Annotated in this window: 17 protein-coding genes; 13 read left to right on the top strand and 4 right to left on the bottom strand. The window is 34.1% G+C overall.

The genetic code is table 11. From position 1 onward, the window contains the following. The first annotated feature begins 26 nt into the window (after positions 1 to 26). From AB3210_RS03610 to pyrF, 3 genes are all read left to right on the top strand, one after another. Positions 27 to 2,117: a hypothetical protein gene (locus AB3210_RS03610; protein ID WP_262986591.1), complete on the top strand. Its 2,091-nt coding sequence runs from the start codon at positions 27 to 29 to the stop codon at positions 2,115 to 2,117. A gap of 137 nt (positions 2,118 to 2,254) precedes the next feature. Continuing rightward, positions 2,255 to 3,421, top strand: coding sequence for a hypothetical protein (locus AB3210_RS03605; protein ID WP_052264866.1), 1,167 nt, complete (start codon positions 2,255 to 2,257; stop codon positions 3,419 to 3,421). Positions 3,422 to 3,464: 43 nt separating this feature from the next. Continuing rightward, positions 3,465 to 4,145: an orotidine-5'-phosphate decarboxylase gene (gene pyrF / locus AB3210_RS03600; protein WP_012481735.1), complete on the top strand. Its 681-nt coding sequence runs from the start codon at positions 3,465 to 3,467 to the stop codon at positions 4,143 to 4,145. A 439-nt stretch (positions 4,146 to 4,584) separates the two neighbouring features. Here the strand turns inward: pyrF and AB3210_RS03595 are convergent, their stop codons facing one another. Further along, the gene (locus tag AB3210_RS03595) at positions 4,585 to 4,737 is read right to left on the bottom strand and encodes a hypothetical protein (RefSeq protein ID WP_156220886.1); all 153 of its coding nucleotides are present in this window, start codon (positions 4,735 to 4,737) and stop codon (positions 4,585 to 4,587) included. A gap of 167 nt (positions 4,738 to 4,904) precedes the next feature. On the opposite strand from AB3210_RS03595, the gene AB3210_RS03590 reads away from it, so the two are divergent. The 7 genes from AB3210_RS03590 (at position 4,905) to AB3210_RS03560 (ending at position 11,872) form a co-directional block, all read left to right on the top strand. After that, positions 4,905 to 6,068: a phage major capsid protein gene (locus AB3210_RS03590; RefSeq protein ID WP_052264865.1), complete on the top strand. Its 1,164-nt coding sequence runs from the start codon at positions 4,905 to 4,907 to the stop codon at positions 6,066 to 6,068. A 74-nt stretch (positions 6,069 to 6,142) separates the two neighbouring features. Next, entirely contained in the window at positions 6,143 to 6,844 is a 702-nt protein-coding gene (locus AB3210_RS03585; protein WP_052264864.1) for a hypothetical protein, read from the top strand. A 132-nt stretch (positions 6,845 to 6,976) separates the two neighbouring features. Next, on the top strand, positions 6,977 to 7,174 hold the full coding sequence (locus AB3210_RS03580) for a hypothetical protein (RefSeq protein ID WP_149168885.1): 198 nt from the start codon (positions 6,977 to 6,979) through the stop codon (positions 7,172 to 7,174). Between the two features lie 319 nt (positions 7,175 to 7,493). Then, positions 7,494 to 9,149 (top strand): hypothetical protein, encoded by a 1,656-nt coding sequence (locus AB3210_RS03575; RefSeq protein ID WP_230609106.1) that lies wholly within the window; start codon positions 7,494 to 7,496, stop codon positions 9,147 to 9,149. Between the two features lie 214 nt (positions 9,150 to 9,363). Then, positions 9,364 to 10,152 carry a 4-hydroxy-tetrahydrodipicolinate reductase gene (gene dapB, locus AB3210_RS03570; RefSeq protein ID WP_052264993.1) on the top strand — a complete coding sequence of 263 codons (789 nt, stop codon included), beginning with the start codon at positions 9,364 to 9,366 and terminating at the stop codon, positions 10,150 to 10,152. Then, entirely contained in the window at positions 10,149 to 10,907 is a 759-nt protein-coding gene (gene pstB, locus AB3210_RS03565; protein ID WP_010401422.1) for a phosphate ABC transporter ATP-binding protein PstB, read from the top strand. The genes dapB and pstB overlap by 4 nt, the downstream gene beginning before the upstream one ends. A gap of 68 nt (positions 10,908 to 10,975) precedes the next feature. Next, positions 10,976 to 11,872: an ankyrin repeat domain-containing protein gene (locus AB3210_RS03560; RefSeq protein ID WP_052264992.1), complete on the top strand. Its 897-nt coding sequence runs from the start codon at positions 10,976 to 10,978 to the stop codon at positions 11,870 to 11,872. Between the two features lie 150 nt (positions 11,873 to 12,022). Here AB3210_RS03560 and dxr read toward each other — a convergent pair whose 3' ends face one another. Next, positions 12,023 to 13,198 (bottom strand): 1-deoxy-D-xylulose-5-phosphate reductoisomerase, encoded by a 1,176-nt coding sequence (dxr, locus tag AB3210_RS03555; protein WP_052264991.1) that lies wholly within the window; start codon positions 13,196 to 13,198, stop codon positions 12,023 to 12,025. 27 nt (positions 13,199 to 13,225) lie between these two features. Continuing rightward, positions 13,226 to 13,720, bottom strand: a complete 495-nt coding sequence (locus AB3210_RS03550; RefSeq protein WP_230609104.1) for a hypothetical protein — start codon at positions 13,718 to 13,720, stop codon at positions 13,226 to 13,228. A 314-nt stretch (positions 13,721 to 14,034) separates the two neighbouring features. On the opposite strand from AB3210_RS03550, the gene AB3210_RS03545 reads away from it, so the two are divergent. The 3 genes from AB3210_RS03545 (at position 14,035) to AB3210_RS03535 (ending at position 17,259) form a co-directional block, all read left to right on the top strand. Continuing rightward, positions 14,035 to 15,522 (top strand): hypothetical protein, encoded by a 1,488-nt coding sequence (locus AB3210_RS03545; RefSeq protein ID WP_230609102.1) that lies wholly within the window; start codon positions 14,035 to 14,037, stop codon positions 15,520 to 15,522. Positions 15,523 to 15,628: 106 nt separating this feature from the next. Then, entirely contained in the window at positions 15,629 to 16,888 is a 1,260-nt protein-coding gene (gene proS, locus AB3210_RS03540) for a proline--tRNA ligase (RefSeq protein WP_052264936.1), read from the top strand. Beyond that, positions 16,885 to 17,259, top strand: a complete 375-nt coding sequence (locus AB3210_RS03535) for a holo-[acyl-carrier-protein] synthase (RefSeq protein WP_010401163.1) — start codon at positions 16,885 to 16,887, stop codon at positions 17,257 to 17,259. Before proS ends, AB3210_RS03535 begins: the two co-directional genes overlap by 4 nt. 52 nt (positions 17,260 to 17,311) lie before the next feature. Here the strand turns inward: AB3210_RS03535 and AB3210_RS03530 are convergent, their stop codons facing one another. Continuing rightward, complete coding sequence (locus AB3210_RS03530) at positions 17,312 to 18,046, bottom strand: hypothetical protein (protein WP_006013937.1); 735 nt, start codon at positions 18,044 to 18,046, stop codon at positions 17,312 to 17,314. Positions 18,047 to 18,094: the final 48 nt, after the last annotated feature.

Here is an 18,094-nt window from a genome sequence, read left to right as displayed (position 1 = left end):
ACTAATTATTTAGTTGTGAGGTAATAATGATTGGTAATTCATATAATAATAAAATTGAAGAGCAAAAAGATGATTATCATGACTTCATTCAAAGGTTTTTGTTTTTGCTCGGTAAGATAAAAGAAAAGAATAAATCAATTCACACTGCTGTAGCTAGTCTTCACATATTATCTTTTTTAATAAAATACAATGCCAATTTTAATGAAGATGAATTGTATAAAGCCGTTATCCAAGATTTCAATAATGTAAAGGAGGCGAGACTAGAGCTTCAAGATAAGGCTAAAAAAGTATTGAATGGGTATATTGAAAGTGGTGTTGAAACAGTGTCAATATATGGTAGTTGTGCAGAAGTTAAATTGGGAGCTAATAAAAACAAATTCAAAGTCAGTGAGTTTTTGAATAGTAATTTCTGTCAAGATAATGGAATTTCAGGGTTTTCAACTCTGCATAGCAATGGAAAAAATGGAATGCACGGTTTTGTTTCTGAAGAAGGAATAAGGCACTATGTTGTAACTGATAGTGCATACGAAATGACTCTGAATTGGTGTGATGAGGACGGAAAAAAGTGCACTATTATAATTAATATTGATGCTAATGGTATAGAACTTATCGAGCGTAATCGTGTTACTGATGATCAATTGAAAGCAAATAAAGATGTAAAAATAGGTAACTTATTCTTGTATCAAATAAAATTTAGAAATAAGGAGAAAGGCAATCATAAATCATCTGAGATTGTGATAGAAAATAGTAATAGAAATATTAACATTCAAACAACTCAAGAAATTGAGCGTGGCATCAAAAAAGCTCAAATAGGTAGTACTAAAATGCAAGACAAAATTGCACAAGTTGTAGATGAAAGCTTAAACGAAAGAATTAATAAATTGGAAAAAGAAAATACAAGATTAACTGGAAATAATCAAACTATATTAGAACAATTACAGCAAAAAATGAGAGAGGTAGAGGAATTAAATGGAAAGGTAAGGGAAAAAGATGAAGTTTTGGCTGAAGTAACACAAAAACTCAAGCAGCTAAGTGATTCGGTAGAGAGTGAATTTGAGGAGAAAAGAATAGAGAAGGAAAAGTTAAATAAGAAGTTAAGGGAAATGCAAGAAAAGATACAACAGTTAAGTAAAGAAAAGCAAAATTTGGAAGAATATGCTGAAGGTCGAGATGTCAGAGTAAAAAGACTAAAGGATCAAATAAGGAAATCAGAGTACGGACTGGCTGAATCAATGAATGAAAATAAAAGGTTAGAACAAGAACTGAATGATGCTCAAAAAAAGTTAAGTAATAAGGACAATGAAATCCAGAGATTAAAAAATCAATCACATGAATTAGAATCTAAAAAAGTAACAGAATTGATGACATGTTTAGAAAAGAAAGAGAAAAAAATAGCAGAGTTAGAAGCGCAGTTGCAAAAAGAAAGTTCTGAAACTTATGATTTAATACTTAAATCATCGGATTTAGAAGAAGAAAAAAGACGATTACAAGAAAAGTTAAATGAAAAAACTCAAGAAGTGATTAAACTAACTGTAGATTTAGAAGAACTAAGTAAGCAATCGGAAGAGAAAGAAACTAAATATTTCAGTAGGATTAAAGAGTTAGAAAAAATTCTTAATAAAGAAAGAAAAAACAGTGAAGAGTTGGAAAATTATAGCATCAATCTGGAGGAAGAAAGTCAAATTCAACATGAAAAGTACAAAGAGTTACTATTTGAGAAGCATTCTATAAAAGAAGAAATTTCAGATTTGAATGATCAATCTTCATTAGTTCATCAGAATCGTGTGAGCTTAGCACAAGATTTGGCAAAAAACATGATATATTTGTTCAAAGAGAATGTAAGAGAAGGAGATAAAGTGATTATATCGCAGGAAACTGTATTAGAGATTTTGAATAGATTGGAGGAATTAATCAAGAATGTTGGAGTCAGTGATCAAGAAATAAAAGGAGTAATTGAAGAAATATCTGTACAAACTAATGATAGCCTTCCTCCTTCAGATATAAGTAATGGAGATTTATCAGCACTACCAAATAAAGAGCTGGATGAAGCTTCATATTCAGAAGATTTTGGATATTCTAGTAGATGTTCTACTCCTAGATGTTCTACTCCTGTCTGATGCCACCTTGCATTTTGAGTTTAGTTAGAATATCAACTAAAGTTTATCACTGGTAAAATTGTGATAAGTGTTCTCCTCTACAGGTAAGACAATTTTAATCAATATATACAAGACTGCTGCAGTTTTGTGTATAGGTGATGAGCAATTTACTTAATAAATATAATACATTTTATTTTATAGCTAGTTCTCTGGCTACTCTCACGTTACTTACATCTTTAGCGCTTATTAATGTACCTAGTTCTTTAATTCTCGCTTTAGCTGTATTATCTGTTTTGGCTTTTATGATTTTGTATAAAATAATTATTGACACTAGTAAAGTGGAGAAGAAATTTGCTCACAAAGAGCGTGAGTTGACTCAAGAAAAGCACAATTTATACGAGGAAGAAAGAAAATTTGGTCAAAAAATAGAAACTGAGAGGAAATCTTTTCTTAAAGAAAAAAAATCTTTGGAGGAGAAATTAGAAGCAAAAATGATCCATATAATTGGAATAACAGACGAATTAGAAAAAGTAACGAAGGAGAAAGATGAGCTTGCTGCACAAGAAAAAGAACTACTCCATAAAATCTCATATTTGTGTAAACAGTTACAGGAAAAAGAAGCTAATCTAACTGAGAGGAAAAAACTTATAATCGAATTGAAAAGAAAAATAGACAATGATAAATATGAGGAATTATATAAGGAAGTAGAGAAATTATCTAAAGAAAAAGAGGAGTTATCTAAGGAAATAGACAAATTACGTAAAGAGAAACATATACTGTATATGAAAAAAGAAGAATTACATAAAAGAAAAGAAGAACTTTGTGTGAAATTAGATGAATTACAATGTAAATTTAAAGAAATTGATCAGAAAAATAAAAACTTATCTCAAGAGTTAAAAAGGAAATTTGAAGAGCTAGATAAAGCAGACGGTTTAATTAAAAATCAATCTTTTGAGTTAGACAGAATAAGACAAGATTGTAATAACGAAGTGAAAAATTTAAGAAATTCACTTTTAGAGCGAGACAGTCAAATAAAACAACTTCAATATGTGATAGATAAGATAGAAGAATCAATAAGAGAAAATGAAACAATTAAAGATTATAGCAAAAAAATAATATTAGGGGAGACTCAGAAAATAAAATTTATATTAGGGCAGCTTGTGCAATTCAAGCCAATGAAAGGTTCCAAAACATCGGAGGAAACGTCTGATTCTTTACAGGAAGATCTTGGATATGCCAGTCGTTCACCCACTCCGACCAGATTATCGTGTTCAGTGTCTGTACAAAGCATTGCAAGTGGACCAATCCCTGAATATGGATGGTAAAATGCAACAATTACTCTTATTATAAAAAAAATTATACAAGATAATGAACCCAATAATATGCGCACTGGATACACAAGATTTGAATGAAGCCATATCTTGGGCTAATGGTCTGCGTGATAAGGTTGGCATGGTAAAACTTGGGTTAGAATTTTTTGCTGCACATGGTCCTTCTGGAGTGAGAGAAGTTGCAAAATGCAATGTACCAATTTTTTTAGATCTAAAATTGTATGATATTCCAAACACTGTAGCTAGAACAGTTGAAGCAATAAAAGCTCTAGATGTTGAAATGCTAACATTGCATATCAGTGGTGGAACAAAAATGCTTAAAGAAGCACTAAGTATAGTGCAAGGAAAGAAAATAAAGCTAATTGGAGTAACAGTACTAACTAGTATGGGCAATGAAGATCTGAGTGAACTCGGAGTAGCAAGGGAGGCAAAATCACAGGTAATTTTGCTAGCAAAGCTTGCAAAAAAGATTGGACTACATGGAGTAGTTTGCTCTGCACTAGAAGCTCAAGAAGTGCGCCAAGAATGTGGTAAAGACTTTAAAATTATTACTCCAGGAATCCGTATGAATCGAGGTCATGATGATCAAAAAAGGACAGCAACACCAAAAGAAGCAATAAATTCAGGAGCTGATTATATCGTAATTGGCAGACCCATTACAGAGAGTAGCAATCCCGCAAGTAGTGCAGAGTTAATATTGAAATCCCTTACTGATTGAAGCAGGGCAGATAAGGTAGCATAGAGTAAAAGCAACAAACGGTATGTATCCGTTCAGCAGGGTGGCAAAACAAGGTAGACGAGAAAAGATAACTAAATGGGTCAGTGCTTGACCATTTTTCTTTTTTTTCTGGATTCCAGCGTCACGCACTGGAATGACAGGGCTGTGAGTGTCATCGAAGTAGCCGATACAGGCCTTTTTCTTCTGTCATCCCAGTGCCCTGAAACTGGGATCCAGTTAAATTTACAGGTATAAAAGTAATCAACGTTTCTGGTGATGATAGAAAAATGGATCCCAGCTTTATACGGCTACGTACTTTATTTGCACATTCTCCTACTCAGTGAAAAAAAGTGCTTGACACAAAAAAATGGATGCTGTATAGTACTGACAATTAAGTATAATACTTAGCGTGGTGTAATACTACACTGCTTTTTTTACTTCAACAAGTAATCATTATCATTTTTCTCCCGTTACCAAGCAGCTTACGTTCATTTGTATCTACCATGAAGCCAATGCTAGAATCCAGAAAAAAGACCGGTGAATGGCAGGTACGAGCATTATACGTCACAGTTGTATGAACGTTGTTTACCATGAGGGCGCCTCCCAGCACTGGTTGTAAACAAGCGTTTGAGTTATACTAAGCTGCCATTCACCGGTCTTTTTTCTGAATGCAGGTTGCATGACAACGCTGAGATTACTGATAAAGATTACCTTCAAATTACAATAACTATTCTAATTTTATTTTTAAAGGAGGCTATTATGTCACTTACTGATATCGCTCACCGTGTTAATGAACTTGCTTCATCATGGGAGCAATTTAAACTAATAAATGATCGTAAACTAAAAGAAATCGAAAGCAAAGGGCCTGAGCAGCTATGCAAGATAAATAGTAATATTGATAATTGCAAAGAGCGCTTAGATTTTATTGAAACCTCAGCTCAACGCCCAGAGATTAGCACAGATTTTAATACAGGTGATAAATATTTTTCTGATTATATTCGCAAAGGAATGGAAAACAGGTTATCACACAAAACCCTAAGTGGAGATGACAATGATATTGGAGGGTATTTAGTTACTCCTCATATTGTAAAACGCATAAACAAGCGTATAGCTGATTCATCTCCAATGCGGCAAATATGTTCTAGTCAAAGAATCTCTACTGAAACGCTGGATTATATTATAGAAGATTGTGACCGTGCTGGTGCAGGTTGGAGTGGTGAAACAGTAGAAGATGAAGATGGTGGCTATAAATCCAAATATGATTTTGCAAAAGACACAAGTACACCTAAAATTCAAAAGATTTCCATCACAACTTACGAGCTCTATGCTCAGCCGCAAATATCACAAAAATTGCTCGATGATGCATTTGTCAATGTTGAAAGTTGGCTTGTAGAAAAGGTTGCCGAAACTTTCAGTAAGAAAGAGAATGAAGCCTTCATTAAAGGTGATGGCACTTTTCAACCTAAAGGAATTTTAGCTTACGAAAATGGAAATGGTCATAATAAGATAGAGCAAATTAAAGCTGATAAGCTAGACAGCGATGCCATAATGATATTGTACTACTCTCTAAATGAACATTACTCTAAAAATGCATCATTTTTGATGAACAGAAGTACGTTAAAGGACGTGAGGCTACTAAAATCTGAAACAGGTCAGTATCTTTGGCAGCCGAGTTTATCGCTTGAAACTCCAGATACTTTGATGGGAATACCGGTATATCAATCTGCTGATATGCCACCTACAATGATTGCAGTAGCAGATTTCAAACAAGCTTATAAGATCGTGGATAACAGAGGAATGAGAATATTGAGAGACCCTTATACAAACAAACCTTATGTTAGATTTTTTGTTACTAAGCGTGTCGGTGGGGAGGTTGTCAACACCAGTGCTATTAAATTATTGAAAATTGCAAGCAAGTACTAAAATTTTTATGAAATAGTTGACATATTATACTTTTTATGTAATAATTAAATTATTGTTAATTTAAGGAGTAAAATATGTTAGAAAAAATAAAAGAGTTTTTTAAGTCGATTGCAAAAAAAATTGCATCAGGCTGGAAGTGGTTGTTTGGTGGTAAACCAAGTAATGCTAAACAAAATCTATCATCAGAGCAAGGAAAGTTTTCAAGCAAGACATTAACAAAAACTTTGGATAATACAGTTAATCATGAGAAGCCAGTAGCTGCAGATTATTCAATCCATAGTAATGGTGATGACAGTCGAGCTGAGATTACGCAATCTAAGGAACGTGATAAACTACCTATTATTGCCGGTATTTGTGAAAACACACCTGGAACGCTGGAACTATTTGTAAAGATAAAACATGCAAGTAAAGTTTTTTGTGGTGATATAGATCTTAGTGGTAATACTGATCTTAATTGGACTGATATTATTGATCGTTTAAAAGTATATACTCAACACGTCCAGTCCGAAAAAGGAGAAGTATTCCATATTACTTGTGATGAACCTAAAGGTGAGAAAAATGGTGTATTCTTGAATATAAAGTCAGTAGTATCTGGGGATAATAAAACTTCGTCTGACGAATTGGCCGCAATGAAGAAGATCTTAGGTCTGAATGAAAAGCAAGCAACCGTTGCCATAACTCAGATATCTAAAGATCCGATTATAGTTCCTAAATCAGAAATTTCTAGTTCTACAACAACACCAGCTGCTAGTAATGGTCTATGTGTTAGTGCATAATAATTGCTATAAACCCTTCAAAAGGAGCATCTTCTTTGGTGCTCTTTTTTTCTTTATACGTTCTCTATAGGAAAAGTTGACAGATTATGCTTTGTATATAATAATATAAATTATTAATTTAAGGAGTAAAATATGTTTAAAAAAATAAAAAACTTTTTTAAGTGGATTGCTGATCACATAGGAATTTCATGGATTGCAAGAAAAATTTCATCAGGCTGTAAGCGGCTGTTTGGTGGTAAAAAAAGTGAAACAAGTGTTGCGAAACAAAGCATATCACAGCAAGGACAATCTTCAGGTAAAACTACTATTGAAGAAAAAAACAAGAGTTAATAAATGCTTTTACTGCATCTCTTTCTAAGTTTAGAGAAGATTTATCTGATCTTACTCTGAGGAAATGACTACTGAATCAGAGGAGTTTTATGATGCAGAAGTTACATAACCAAGTTCAACAACTCGAGCACTAGCAACAGAAAGACATTGTGTCTCTAATCCGAGCAAAGTAGGAAGCGGTATTATTAATTAGTAAACAAATCCTTCACAAAAGAGCACCTCCTTTGGTGCTCTTTTTCTTTATAAGTTTTCTCCATAGGGAAAATTGACAAATTAAATTTTATATATAATAATTAAATTATTAATTTAAGGAGTGGACATGTTAAAAAAAATAAAAAACTTTTTTAAGTGGATTGCTGATCGTACAGGAATTTCATGGATTGCAAAAAAAGTTTTATCAGGTTGGAATTGGTTATTTAGCAGTAAAGCAAATGCTGCTCAAAAAAATATATCACCAAAGAGACCTTTAGATGAGAATGTAAATAAAAATAATACGTTGCCAAAAACTCTAGATGGTAATCAACTAATACTGCCAAAGCAGATAGATAGACCCAAAGTTTGTCTTGAAGTTATCGATGGTGAACTACTATTAACTATGATAAATAAAAATTATACAATCCTTGAAGAGAAACATAAGAATCCATGTCAATATAATGAATTTCATGCATTTGTAAGATGTGAAAGTGGAGATTTTCATATTACCGGCCCTTATCTCTCACAGAAAAGTATAGGTGGTGAGAGGAAGTCTGTGTCAATAACTTCAGTAAAGAAACAAATTGATGAAGGTTCTGTATTAAGTAATCCATTAGAAATGATACGTGTATTAGGCTTAGGTAAAAACAAAGAGTTCGTTAAAGTGGATAAGATAAATTACAAGCCATTAAAAACAAAAAAAACATCAGTAGTAGGTGGGCTTGAATTTGAAGGGAATAACTTTTGGTTAAATTTGGAAGAGTGTATAAACATTAAGGATTATAAAAGTAGTTTAACCAAGAACGCATATCATCCTAAGTTTCTTGTATATCTAAAGTGTAATAAAGGAGAATATTGCATTACTGGTAGGAGTGTTAATTCTCCTGAGTATGTTAAACATTTAATTGTAGAATCAATAATAAAGAAGAACAAAGATGGGAAGTATATCGATAGCGATAAAATATTAGTTCAAGACAGTATTGAGAATGTGAAAAAAATGTTAGGATTGGAGAATGATGTAACAGAGATTAAAGTGGGTAGTATATCTAATCAGCCATTTGAATCTATAACACCTACTATTACGGCACAACAAGCGGGTGACAATACAACTATTGATCCATTGGCAGTAACAAGAGAATCTTCTACTATCAACATTTTTAACGGAAACTTAGAACTACGTCTTGCAGATGATATTCAACAAAATCTAGAGGATTATAAGCATCCAAGAAACAAAGGTAAATATCGTATGAAAATACACTGCAATAAAAATGATTTTAATATTAATTTTAGTAAAAGAGATAACGATGATGGTTCCGTATCTCTAATTATTAATATACTACAAAAAGATAAACTCCAACTTTTTCATGTATGGCAAATGAAAAAGTCCTTAGGCTTCAAGAAAGGTTCAACATTTGTTGTAATAGATTCTATTGAAAGTTTTAAAGCGCCAACAAATAATGGCGTGCCAAGTTCAGAAACTACTAGTCTGGAAGCAAAGAACGCTAACTGTAATAAATCTCTATTAGTTAATGCACATAAAGAAAAAGATGAGCATAATACTGATGCTAGTCACAAGATAATACAACAAGAGGTTAATAATGAGGATAATGAACAAGAGAAGTTTTATGATGCAGAAGAGGAATTAGATGATGATTTTCATGATGCACGAGAGGAGGACCTTTGTAATGTGTTAAAGGCACAACCTCGCTCAATAACTGGAGAACCAGAAGCACAAATACATTATATCTCTAATCCGAGTATAGTAAGAAACGGTTATTATTAAAACAAACCCTTCAAAAGGAGCACCTCCTTTGGTGCTCTTTTTTTCTTTATAAGTTCTCTCCATAGGAGAAAATTGACTAATTACAATTTTTCGTATCAATTTTCAATAGATTCATCGATGTATAGCTATAGTTTTATCAGTGTAAGGCTAAATATGCTAAGCTTATAAAGATGACAAAGCTTCAAAAAAAGCCTAACATAGTGGAAAAAGCTTTATGAAAATCAAAGTTGGAGTAATAGGCTGCTTAGGCAGAATGGGTAAGAAAATACTCAATGAATTAATTACGAATACCAAAGTGGAAATAGCAGGTGCTGTTGCTCGCTTGGGCAGTGAGTATATAGGCTTAGATATTGGGCCTATTGTAGGCAATAATTGCAATTTAGGAATCAAAATTACAAGTTCTATTAGTGAGGTATTTGAATCGTCCGATGTTGTAATAGATTTTACAACTAAAGAATGTATGCTAGAATGCCTTAAGGCGGCCGTGAAATTTAAAAAACCGCTAGTTAGTGGCACAACTGGAATAGAAGGTCTAAATTTAAAAGAATATGCTGCTAAAGTTCCAATATTATGGTCAGCAAATATGAGTATAGGAGTTAATGTGTTGCTGAAATTGGTAAAAGAAGCTGCCAAGCTTTTAGGTAATGAGTATGACGTTGAAATTTGGGAAATGCATCACAATTTAAAAAAGGATTCACCATCTGGAACAGCTATAGAGTTTGGTAAAGCAGTTGCTAACGCTGCAAAAGTGGATTTTGAGCTCAATCAATATTCACATAATAATTCAAATATAAGAGGGAAAGGAGGAATAGGCTTTGCAGTATCTCGTGGAGGTGGAGTAATAGGAGATCACAGTGTCATGTTTGTCAATTCCGATGAACGAGTAGAATTAAATCACAAGGCAATTGATCGTACAACGTTTGCTAGAGGGGCGGTTCAAGCAGCAATATGGTTGTGCGAGAATAAAACTCCAGGACTTTATTCAATGCAGGATTTAGTATGAGCGATAAATACGCTTTCGTTAAAAATTTAAATCTTTGGTATGGCTCTAAACAAGTTTTATTCGATATAAATTTGAATATTTGCAAAAAGAAAGTCACAACTTTTATCGGACCTTCTGGGTGCGGTAAATCGACATTTTTGCGTTGTTTCAATCGTATGAATGATTACGTACCTGGATGTAGAGCGACTGGTGAACTGGTAATCGATGGGCTGGGTAATATATATTCACGTGATATGGATGTTGTATTGCTCAGAGCAAAAGTTGGTATGGTATTTCAAAAACCCAATCCTTTTCCAAAGTCAATATATGATAATGTTGCTTATGGGCCTAAATTGCATGGCATGGTGAAAAATAAGCAAAAATTAGATGAAATAGTAGAAAGTAGTTTAACTAAGGTTGGTTTATGGGAAGAGTTGAAAGATAGATTGCAAGATAGTGCACTAAATTTATCTGGTGGCCAGCAACAAAGATTATGCATTGCTCGTGCAATTGCAGTAAAGCCAACTATTTTATTAATGGATGAACCATGCTCTGCTCTTGATCCAATGGCAACCAATGCAATCGAAAATCTTATACAAGAATTGAAATTGAGGTTCACCATAATTATGGTAACTCATTCGATGAAGCAAGCTAAAAAATTATCTGACAGCATAGTTTTCTTTTGCAATGGCAAGATTGTTGAATTCGGAAGTACTCAAGAAATCTTTGAAAATGCTCAGTCTCCTTTAACGAAGGAGTATATTCTGGATCATTAGCTTAATAATTGATATTTTAATTTTTTCTATGTATAATTTTATCAAGTTTATTGTGATAGGGGGTTAAAATGTTTAGTACAAGTGAAGCAACAAAAAAGTTGTTTAAAGCTATTGAATTTCAAAATGCTAGTGGTGAAAGAATAACACCTGAGGAAGCTTGGAATCATTTTCAACAAGCATTGAAAGAAGGAGCGAATGTTAACGCTTTTGAGGATGGGATGACACCTTTGATGTGCATTATTTCAGCTTTTGTTACTAGTAATAACGAGGAACATCAATATTTAGAGCTTATGGCTAAGTTGCTTGTACAGCATAAAAAAATTGATGTAAATATTAAAAGCAAGCAAGCTGTTATGGAGAGAAGACCAAAGGAACATGATGGTTATCCAGTTTACGAATTTGAGGAGAGAGAAGTAGTAGATAGGAGTCCATATCTTCGCTGCATATACCTTGACAATTCACAACCTGTTAATGAAGGATTTATACCTCAAAATTATGCTCGTGTAGAGGAGGAAATTAAGACCGGCAAGAAGGAAAAAAATACAGCTCTACACATTGCTTGCAAGTTGGGAAATGTAAACATGATAGAAATATTACTTACACATCCAAATATCAAACCTAATATTAAAAACTATGAAAACAAAAGTCCAAGAAATTGTATTGCAGGACATGTCAAGAAAGCAATAGAACCAGAATTCCTAAAGATAGAAGCAGTCGCTCAAAAAAGGAAACAAACTAATTATGCTTGTGCTTTTTTGTTATCTGGAGTATTTGCTGTTGGTCTATGTTTCGTAGTTGACAACCCAGTTCCACTTGCTGCAACTTCGTTGCTTTTTTTTGCAATAGGATGTGGTTTTCTGTATAGAGCAAATACAGTTATTAATGATGTAAGCTTCTCTCAAGTTATTGTGAACGAACGTGCTAGTGATTTATCTGTTCAGGTAAGGTGTCATTCCAGCACTTGATGCTGGTTTTCATTTAATCTCATTGAATTTAGCATAAGCTCAGTTTACTTGTAAATTTTTCTGGATCCCAGTGTCAGCTACTAGGATGACAGGAGTATGAAATGGGTCTACTTGACCATTTAGTTGTCTTTTCTCGTCTACCTTATTTTATCACTCTGCTGAACGGATACCTTTATTTTCAATAATTTTGTTAGCAATAATACGGCTTTCAAAATCGATACTTGTTATGTCAGATAGTGATTTAATATCAGAGTACTTGTCAAAATTTTCTATTGTTGATTTTACTACCTCTAATATTTCTAAGAAACCGATTCGTGACTTCAAAAATTCGTTAACAGCTATCTCATTTGCAGCGTTCAAAACAATACTATTTGTATGTGGAGAAGAAGAATTTAACACTTCCATGCTTAGCTTTAGTGAAGAAAAACATTTGTGGTCTGGTTCTTGAAAGGTCAATTTTTTTTGTTTTGTTAAGTCTAACTTGTAGTTCAAAGTTGATCTTTCTGGCCAAGACAAAGCATATGCAATGGAAATTTCCATATCAGTTTCTGCAAGCACAGCAAAGCTAAACCCATCCTGGTAAACTACAACTCCATGTACTATCGATTCAGGATGCACTACTGCTTCAATTCTATTTGGGCTAATTTTAAACAAATGATGTGCTTCTATTATTTCTAGTGCTTTATTCATCATTGTTGCACTATCAACTGATATTTTCTTTCCCATTTTCCAAGTAGGGTGACTTAGTGCCTGATTTACTGTGATATTTCTTAATTGTTCAAGGCTATAATTTAAAAATGGTCCACCAGAGGCAGTGAGTATAATCTTTTCTACACATTTATCATCATTTTGCAAAACTTGAAAAATTGCGTTGTGTTCAGAGTCGATGGGAATTATTTGTACGCTCCTTTCTTTAGCTTTTTTAAGTAGTAACTTACCACCGCAAACAATACTCTCTTTGTTTGCTAGAGCAATAACTTTAGTACCGCTTTCTATAACCTTTATAACTGGCTCAAGGCCTGCGATGCCAACTATTGCAATAACTGAGAGATCAACGGGTAGAGAAGCAACATTTGCTAGACCTGGAGCACCAACTTCTACTTTGACGTTTGTACCAAGTAGATCTTCTTTTAAATCTTTGTAGAACCTTTCATCAGAAATGGCAGCATATTTTGCATTAAGTAGATTTGCCTGTTGTGCTAGCAGAGCAAAGTTAGAATTGGCACTTAGTGCTTCCACCTGATATTCTTCCTTTCTCTTTAAGAGCAAATCTACAGTCTTTTTTCCAATGCTTCCTGTTGATCCTAAAACTGAAACTTTTTTCACTAATTACAATAAAATCTTCTTAGTTATTTAGTAACCAAGCTCATGATCATCACCAACAGATGGTGAAGGACCAGGTGAAAAAGATTGGCCATGATGATCACCTGCATCATGCATATCATGCAAACCATCAGCACTATGAGCTATTTCATTGTTAGAGTGGGGATAATCATCCGGATGATGCCCCTCATCACCGTAGTCCATACCCATTCCTTCTGATGGCATATCTTCTCCACCTCCACCTGAAAAATATTCAGCAAGACTTTCAAGAAATTTTATGCCAAACATATTACCTGATTTCCCAAATAACGTTACTAGACTGCTACCACTTACCAAACCTTCAAACACATTATTATAAGCAGCAATTGCTCCTTCATGAAAGTTGAACATCCACTTCATTCCATCCACAATTGTTGCAACAGAGTCACTATGACCAAGACCGAAACCACTTTTCTCACTAGCGGCTTCCTGGTGTTGCTGCTGTGCCTGCCATTCTGCAATATTTGGACCTTGTGCTTCACTCATAAACTTTTATTCTAAGCCTTAAGCTATTATTTTACCAAAAACACTGTAAAATATCAATTGTTTAAGAGAGGTTATCATAAAAATAGCTAACACTAAGCTATTTTTATGATTCTGAATACCAAAACATCGATAATGTGCTGTAGTAACAAAGTGATGACTTGAGGTTTAAAACAGCTTCTATTTCTTCTTAGAAGACTGCTCCTCTCTCTTTTCTTTTTATTATATATTATCTTAGTATTAACTTACTCATAAATTATTGACAAGTACTAATAATTTAATTATTATTAATATAATATTAATAATAAGGAAGAAAAATGCTTACTAATGATTTATCTAATAGTAACACACCATCATCAGCTCCGCCACCGCCACCTCCTCCTTTACCATCCGGAGGTTTAAAGAATTGGAAACTTCCACAGGATAATAAAAAACCTTCTAATTTGGCTACATCAGGAATTAGCAGTCACACTGAACCAAAAAAAGGTCAATCTAAGAGTCCTGTTCAACAATCATCTCTTAATTTTGAAAACAATCCACTATTTAAGAAAAAACAAGAAGAACATAATGTAAATAGCGAAACTGCAGATGAAGGAAGCAAGAATAGTATTCATGTTAAGAATCCAGAAACCAAAAATAGCGCTCAGTCAAAAGAAGAAGATAATGCGAGTGACAAAACTAAAAATGATAGAAGCAATACTAAACAGGTTATGCCGAAAAAACCTATGACTGAACAACATAATGGTGTACACTCTGATAGTGAAAATCAAAAGTCATCTGTAGCAGAACAAAAAAAGGCAACTGGCTTAAAATATTCAATTGCTATTTTATTATTATGTACATCCAGTACTGTAGCTGGAGTATACACGTGTTTCATCATTTTAGAGGTATTAAGTAGTGCTGCAGTGCCAGTGTCTTCTGCAGTTATTGCTTTTGTTTCTGCATTGGTTATGTTGAGCTTAGCTGCATATCTTATCAATTCACACCTTTCTGCAATAAACAGCGAGAAAGGAGTTGATCCTGGTAGAAAACAATCACAAGATTTACAGAAAGCAAAAGGACTTGAACACAGCAATACTCCTACACCATCATTTCCAGTAATACCTGAAACACCCATTGTACCGCCACCTCCTCCTCCATCTTTAGGGAATAATTTCCCTTCTGGGCCTGCAATTGATGATTTGTTTGCAGAAATAAAACAAAGAAAAAACCTCATGAGCAAGGAAAAGCGTGACGAGATTGAGAAGAAGAGGTTAAAAGAACAGGAAGCAAAGAAGTCAAGCAATAAAGGAGGTGGGCAACAAGAAAAAAAAGAAGATCTTACGGCTGATTTTAATAAAGTACTTCTGAAACGAAGGGCAAACCTTCATGGAAAGCAAGGGAGCAACGTACAACAGCCAAGTAACCTGAACAGGGCATTCAATAAAATGTCAGCTATGATCCCACCACCACGGAGTCGTAGTAGTAGTGTATCGAGTAGCAGTAGTGAAGAGTATGAACAAGATTGGAGCGATAATGAAAGTACATATTCAACACCTCTAAACCCTCAACTAGACAATAAAAAAAGAAGGGATAGTTCTGACAGTGGTCATGAATCTGATGATAATGTAAAACCTAAATCCACAACTCCACCACGTTCTACACTAAAGGCAGAGAAGCCACCGATATCGCCTAAGCCTGTTAATTCAAAAACGAAATCTGAAGCTTCTTCTCCAACAAAAACAAATACTGTGGAGCTAGCAAGTAGTGAGATGCAAGAATCGTCTACTGTTTCTGTTCAGGAAATCCGAAAGAGATTTGAATAATAAGGAAATGTCAAGAAAAGCACCATACACTTTCCTTCCTTTTTAAAATAAGTTTACCTAAAGGCCTGATTGTACTAAGATTGCTTAGTACAATCAGATTTATCAAATGCGTTTATCTCAATATTACCTGCCAACTTTAAAAGAAACCCCGGCTGGTGCTGAAATTATTTCTCATCAATATTTGTTACGTGCGGGCTTAATCAAGCAGACAGCATCTGGAATTTATTCTTGGCTGCCGCTTGGTCTTTTGGTACTTAAAAATATTGAAAATATTATCAGAGATGAAATTGGTGCAATTGAAGTGTTGATGCCTTGTGTGCAGCCAGCAAGTCTTTGGCGAGAGTCAGGACGTTACGATGATTACGGCAAAGAAATGCTACGTATTAAAGATAGGCATGAAAGCGATATGCTTTTTGGTCCAACACATGAGGAGGTGGTAACTGATTTGATTAGAAATACGGTAAAAAGTTACAAAGATTTACCACTTTGTTTATATCAAATTCAGTGGAAGTTTCGTGACGAAGTAAGACCTCGTTATGGCGTTATGAGAGGCAGGGAATTTCTGATGAAGGATGCATACAGTTTTGATGTAGATTACGAAGGTGCACTGAATTCATATAATTTGATGTATAAAACTTACATAAAAATCTTCAAACGAATGGGGCTTACTCCAATTGGAGTGAGGGCAGATACAGGACCAATTGGAGGAAATTTAAGTCATGAATTTCATATATTGGCAAACACCGGTGAGAGCACTCTATATTATGACAATAAACTTTTTGAATTACTAGAAAGCGAAGATATTGAAAGCCTGAAGAGCATATATGCAGTTGCAGACGATATGCATGATCCTGAAAGTTGTCCTATAACGCAAGAACAGTTAAATGTTAGCAAGGGTATTGAAATAGGGCATATTTTTTATTTTGGTGATAAATATTCGAAACCTATGAAGGCAAGTGTTACTTCTCAAGATGGAAAAAATGTTAACATGCATATGGGTTCGTATGGTATTGGAGTTTCAAGGCTTGTTGGCGCAATAATAGAAGCTTTCCATGATGATAAAGGAATTATCTGGCCAGAGGCAGTAGCTCCTTTTAAAGTTGGTTTGATCAATTTACAAACAAAAGTAACGGAGGCTGCAGATAAAATATACAAAGCTTTGAAAAGCGATGAAGTGCTTTATGATGATACGGACGAAAGTGTAGGAGTGAAATTTGCCAGAATGGATCTGATAGGCTTGCCGTGGCAAATAATTATTGGAAAGAAAGCAGTAACTTCAAATATAGTTGAAGTAAAAAATAGGGCAACTGGAGAGGTACAGGAAATACAAGTTGAAGAAGCAATAAATCGTTTTAGCGCAAAATGATATACGGTATTGGCACTGACATAGTATATATACCCAGAATATTGAGAATATCACAAAAATACGGGGAAAAATTTCTCAATAAAGTCTATACTAAGAAGGAAATAGAGATAAGCAAAAAATATAATAGCCAAGAAGTAAGAGCAAAATATTTTGCTAAACGCTTTGCTGCAAAGGAAGCTTTTGTTAAAGCGCTAGGCACTGGATTCAGCCAAGGAATTATAATGAAAGATATAGAAATATACAGTACTATCAGGGGAAAACCACATCTTGCTATCACAAAGGATTTCATCTCGAAAGACTACAAGATACACCTTTCTCTAAGTGATGATCAAGATTATGCTACTGCGTTTGTTGTAATTTGCGTTGAGTAGATATTGTTTAGTACATATGATTTCAAAAATTTTTTTGAAATTATACTTTGACCTACACAGATCGACCTTTCTGTGAATCCTGGTTTCTGCTTTCTTCAACTTGTTTTGCAAAAGACGTCTCTTGTGTATTCATATGTTGAAGTGGTTTAGCAATTTCGCGCACAACAGCAGCAACTGCAGTTAAAAACGCCTTGAACAATCCACCTAAAACTCCACCAACTGCTTCTCTACCGTACATACGAGCTTGCTTTTCATTGTCATCAGCAGTTTCCCCTGCCCTCCTTCGTGGATCCATTCTATGAGCAATAACTGAAAACAACACCCCCCTAATTGAAGACTTCACTCGTGCTTTTGCCTTCTGAACATCCCCATCACTTGCTACTTCATGTTTTTCCCTACTATTCATTAGCTCCTTTTGTTGTTGAAAACTTAAGATCTCTTCCATCAGTTGTTTCTTTCTCTTTTCCAGAACTCTTTTCTTGGATTCTGATTTATCGCGAGTGTGCTTTGTGGTTTCAAGTTCTACATCAATATCCTCAGATGCTGCTTGGCTATATAAGGTTTCTATGAGCCTATCTATACTTCGCTTTACTTGCATAGTCCTTTCGTAACTATCTAAATTATCAACTCCTTCATCAATTTGACTTAAAATATCCTCGAAAGGTTTTAAATACTCTTTAAATTGCTCTTCGAGCTGATTTTCATTCTTCAAATTCCTTTCTCTTCTGTCATCGCTATTCTCTTCAACATTATCATCGCCTTCTTCGAAAAGATCCTCATCATTCATAATTTTTTTTAATTTATTCCCACTTATTATTATTGTATATGAAAAAAT

This window comes from Wolbachia endosymbiont (group B) of Scrobipalpa ocellatella (assembly GCF_964188425.1).
Classification (GTDB): domain Bacteria; phylum Pseudomonadota; class Alphaproteobacteria; order Rickettsiales; family Anaplasmataceae; genus Wolbachia.
The sequence above is the reverse complement of the archived record's forward strand: the minus strand, read 5'-3'. Positions and strand labels throughout refer to the sequence as shown.

Bases quoted from the DNA above. Each gene is read 5' to 3' on its own strand.
- AB3210_RS03610 (WP_262986591.1), top strand. From the start codon at position 27: ATGATTGGTAATTCATATAATAATAAAATTGAAGAGCAAAAAGATGAT.
- AB3210_RS03605 (WP_052264866.1), top strand. From the start codon at position 2,255: ATGAGCAATTTACTTAATAAATATAATACATTTTATTTTATAGCTAGT.
- pyrF (WP_012481735.1), top strand. From the start codon at position 3,465: ATGAACCCAATAATATGCGCACTGGATACACAAGATTTGAATGAAGCC.
- AB3210_RS03595 (WP_156220886.1), bottom strand. From the start codon at position 4,737: ATGGTAAACAACGTTCATACAACTGTGACGTATAATGCTCGTACCTGC.
- AB3210_RS03590 (WP_052264865.1), top strand. From the start codon at position 4,905: ATGTCACTTACTGATATCGCTCACCGTGTTAATGAACTTGCTTCATCA.
- AB3210_RS03585 (WP_052264864.1), top strand. From the start codon at position 6,143: ATGTTAGAAAAAATAAAAGAGTTTTTTAAGTCGATTGCAAAAAAAATT.
- AB3210_RS03580 (WP_149168885.1), top strand. From the start codon at position 6,977: ATGTTTAAAAAAATAAAAAACTTTTTTAAGTGGATTGCTGATCACATA.
- AB3210_RS03575 (WP_230609106.1), top strand. From the start codon at position 7,494: ATGTTAAAAAAAATAAAAAACTTTTTTAAGTGGATTGCTGATCGTACA.
- dapB (WP_052264993.1), top strand. From the start codon at position 9,364: ATGAAAATCAAAGTTGGAGTAATAGGCTGCTTAGGCAGAATGGGTAAG.
- pstB (WP_010401422.1), top strand. From the start codon at position 10,149: ATGAGCGATAAATACGCTTTCGTTAAAAATTTAAATCTTTGGTATGGC.
- AB3210_RS03560 (WP_052264992.1), top strand. From the start codon at position 10,976: ATGTTTAGTACAAGTGAAGCAACAAAAAAGTTGTTTAAAGCTATTGAA.
- AB3210_RS03550 (WP_230609104.1), bottom strand. From the start codon at position 13,720: ATGAGTGAAGCACAAGGTCCAAATATTGCAGAATGGCAGGCACAGCAG.
- AB3210_RS03545 (WP_230609102.1), top strand. From the start codon at position 14,035: ATGCTTACTAATGATTTATCTAATAGTAACACACCATCATCAGCTCCG.
- proS (WP_052264936.1), top strand. From the start codon at position 15,629: ATGCGTTTATCTCAATATTACCTGCCAACTTTAAAAGAAACCCCGGCT.
- AB3210_RS03535 (WP_010401163.1), top strand. From the start codon at position 16,885: ATGATATACGGTATTGGCACTGACATAGTATATATACCCAGAATATTG.
- AB3210_RS03530 (WP_006013937.1), bottom strand. From the start codon at position 18,046: ATGAATGATGAGGATCTTTTCGAAGAAGGCGATGATAATGTTGAAGAG.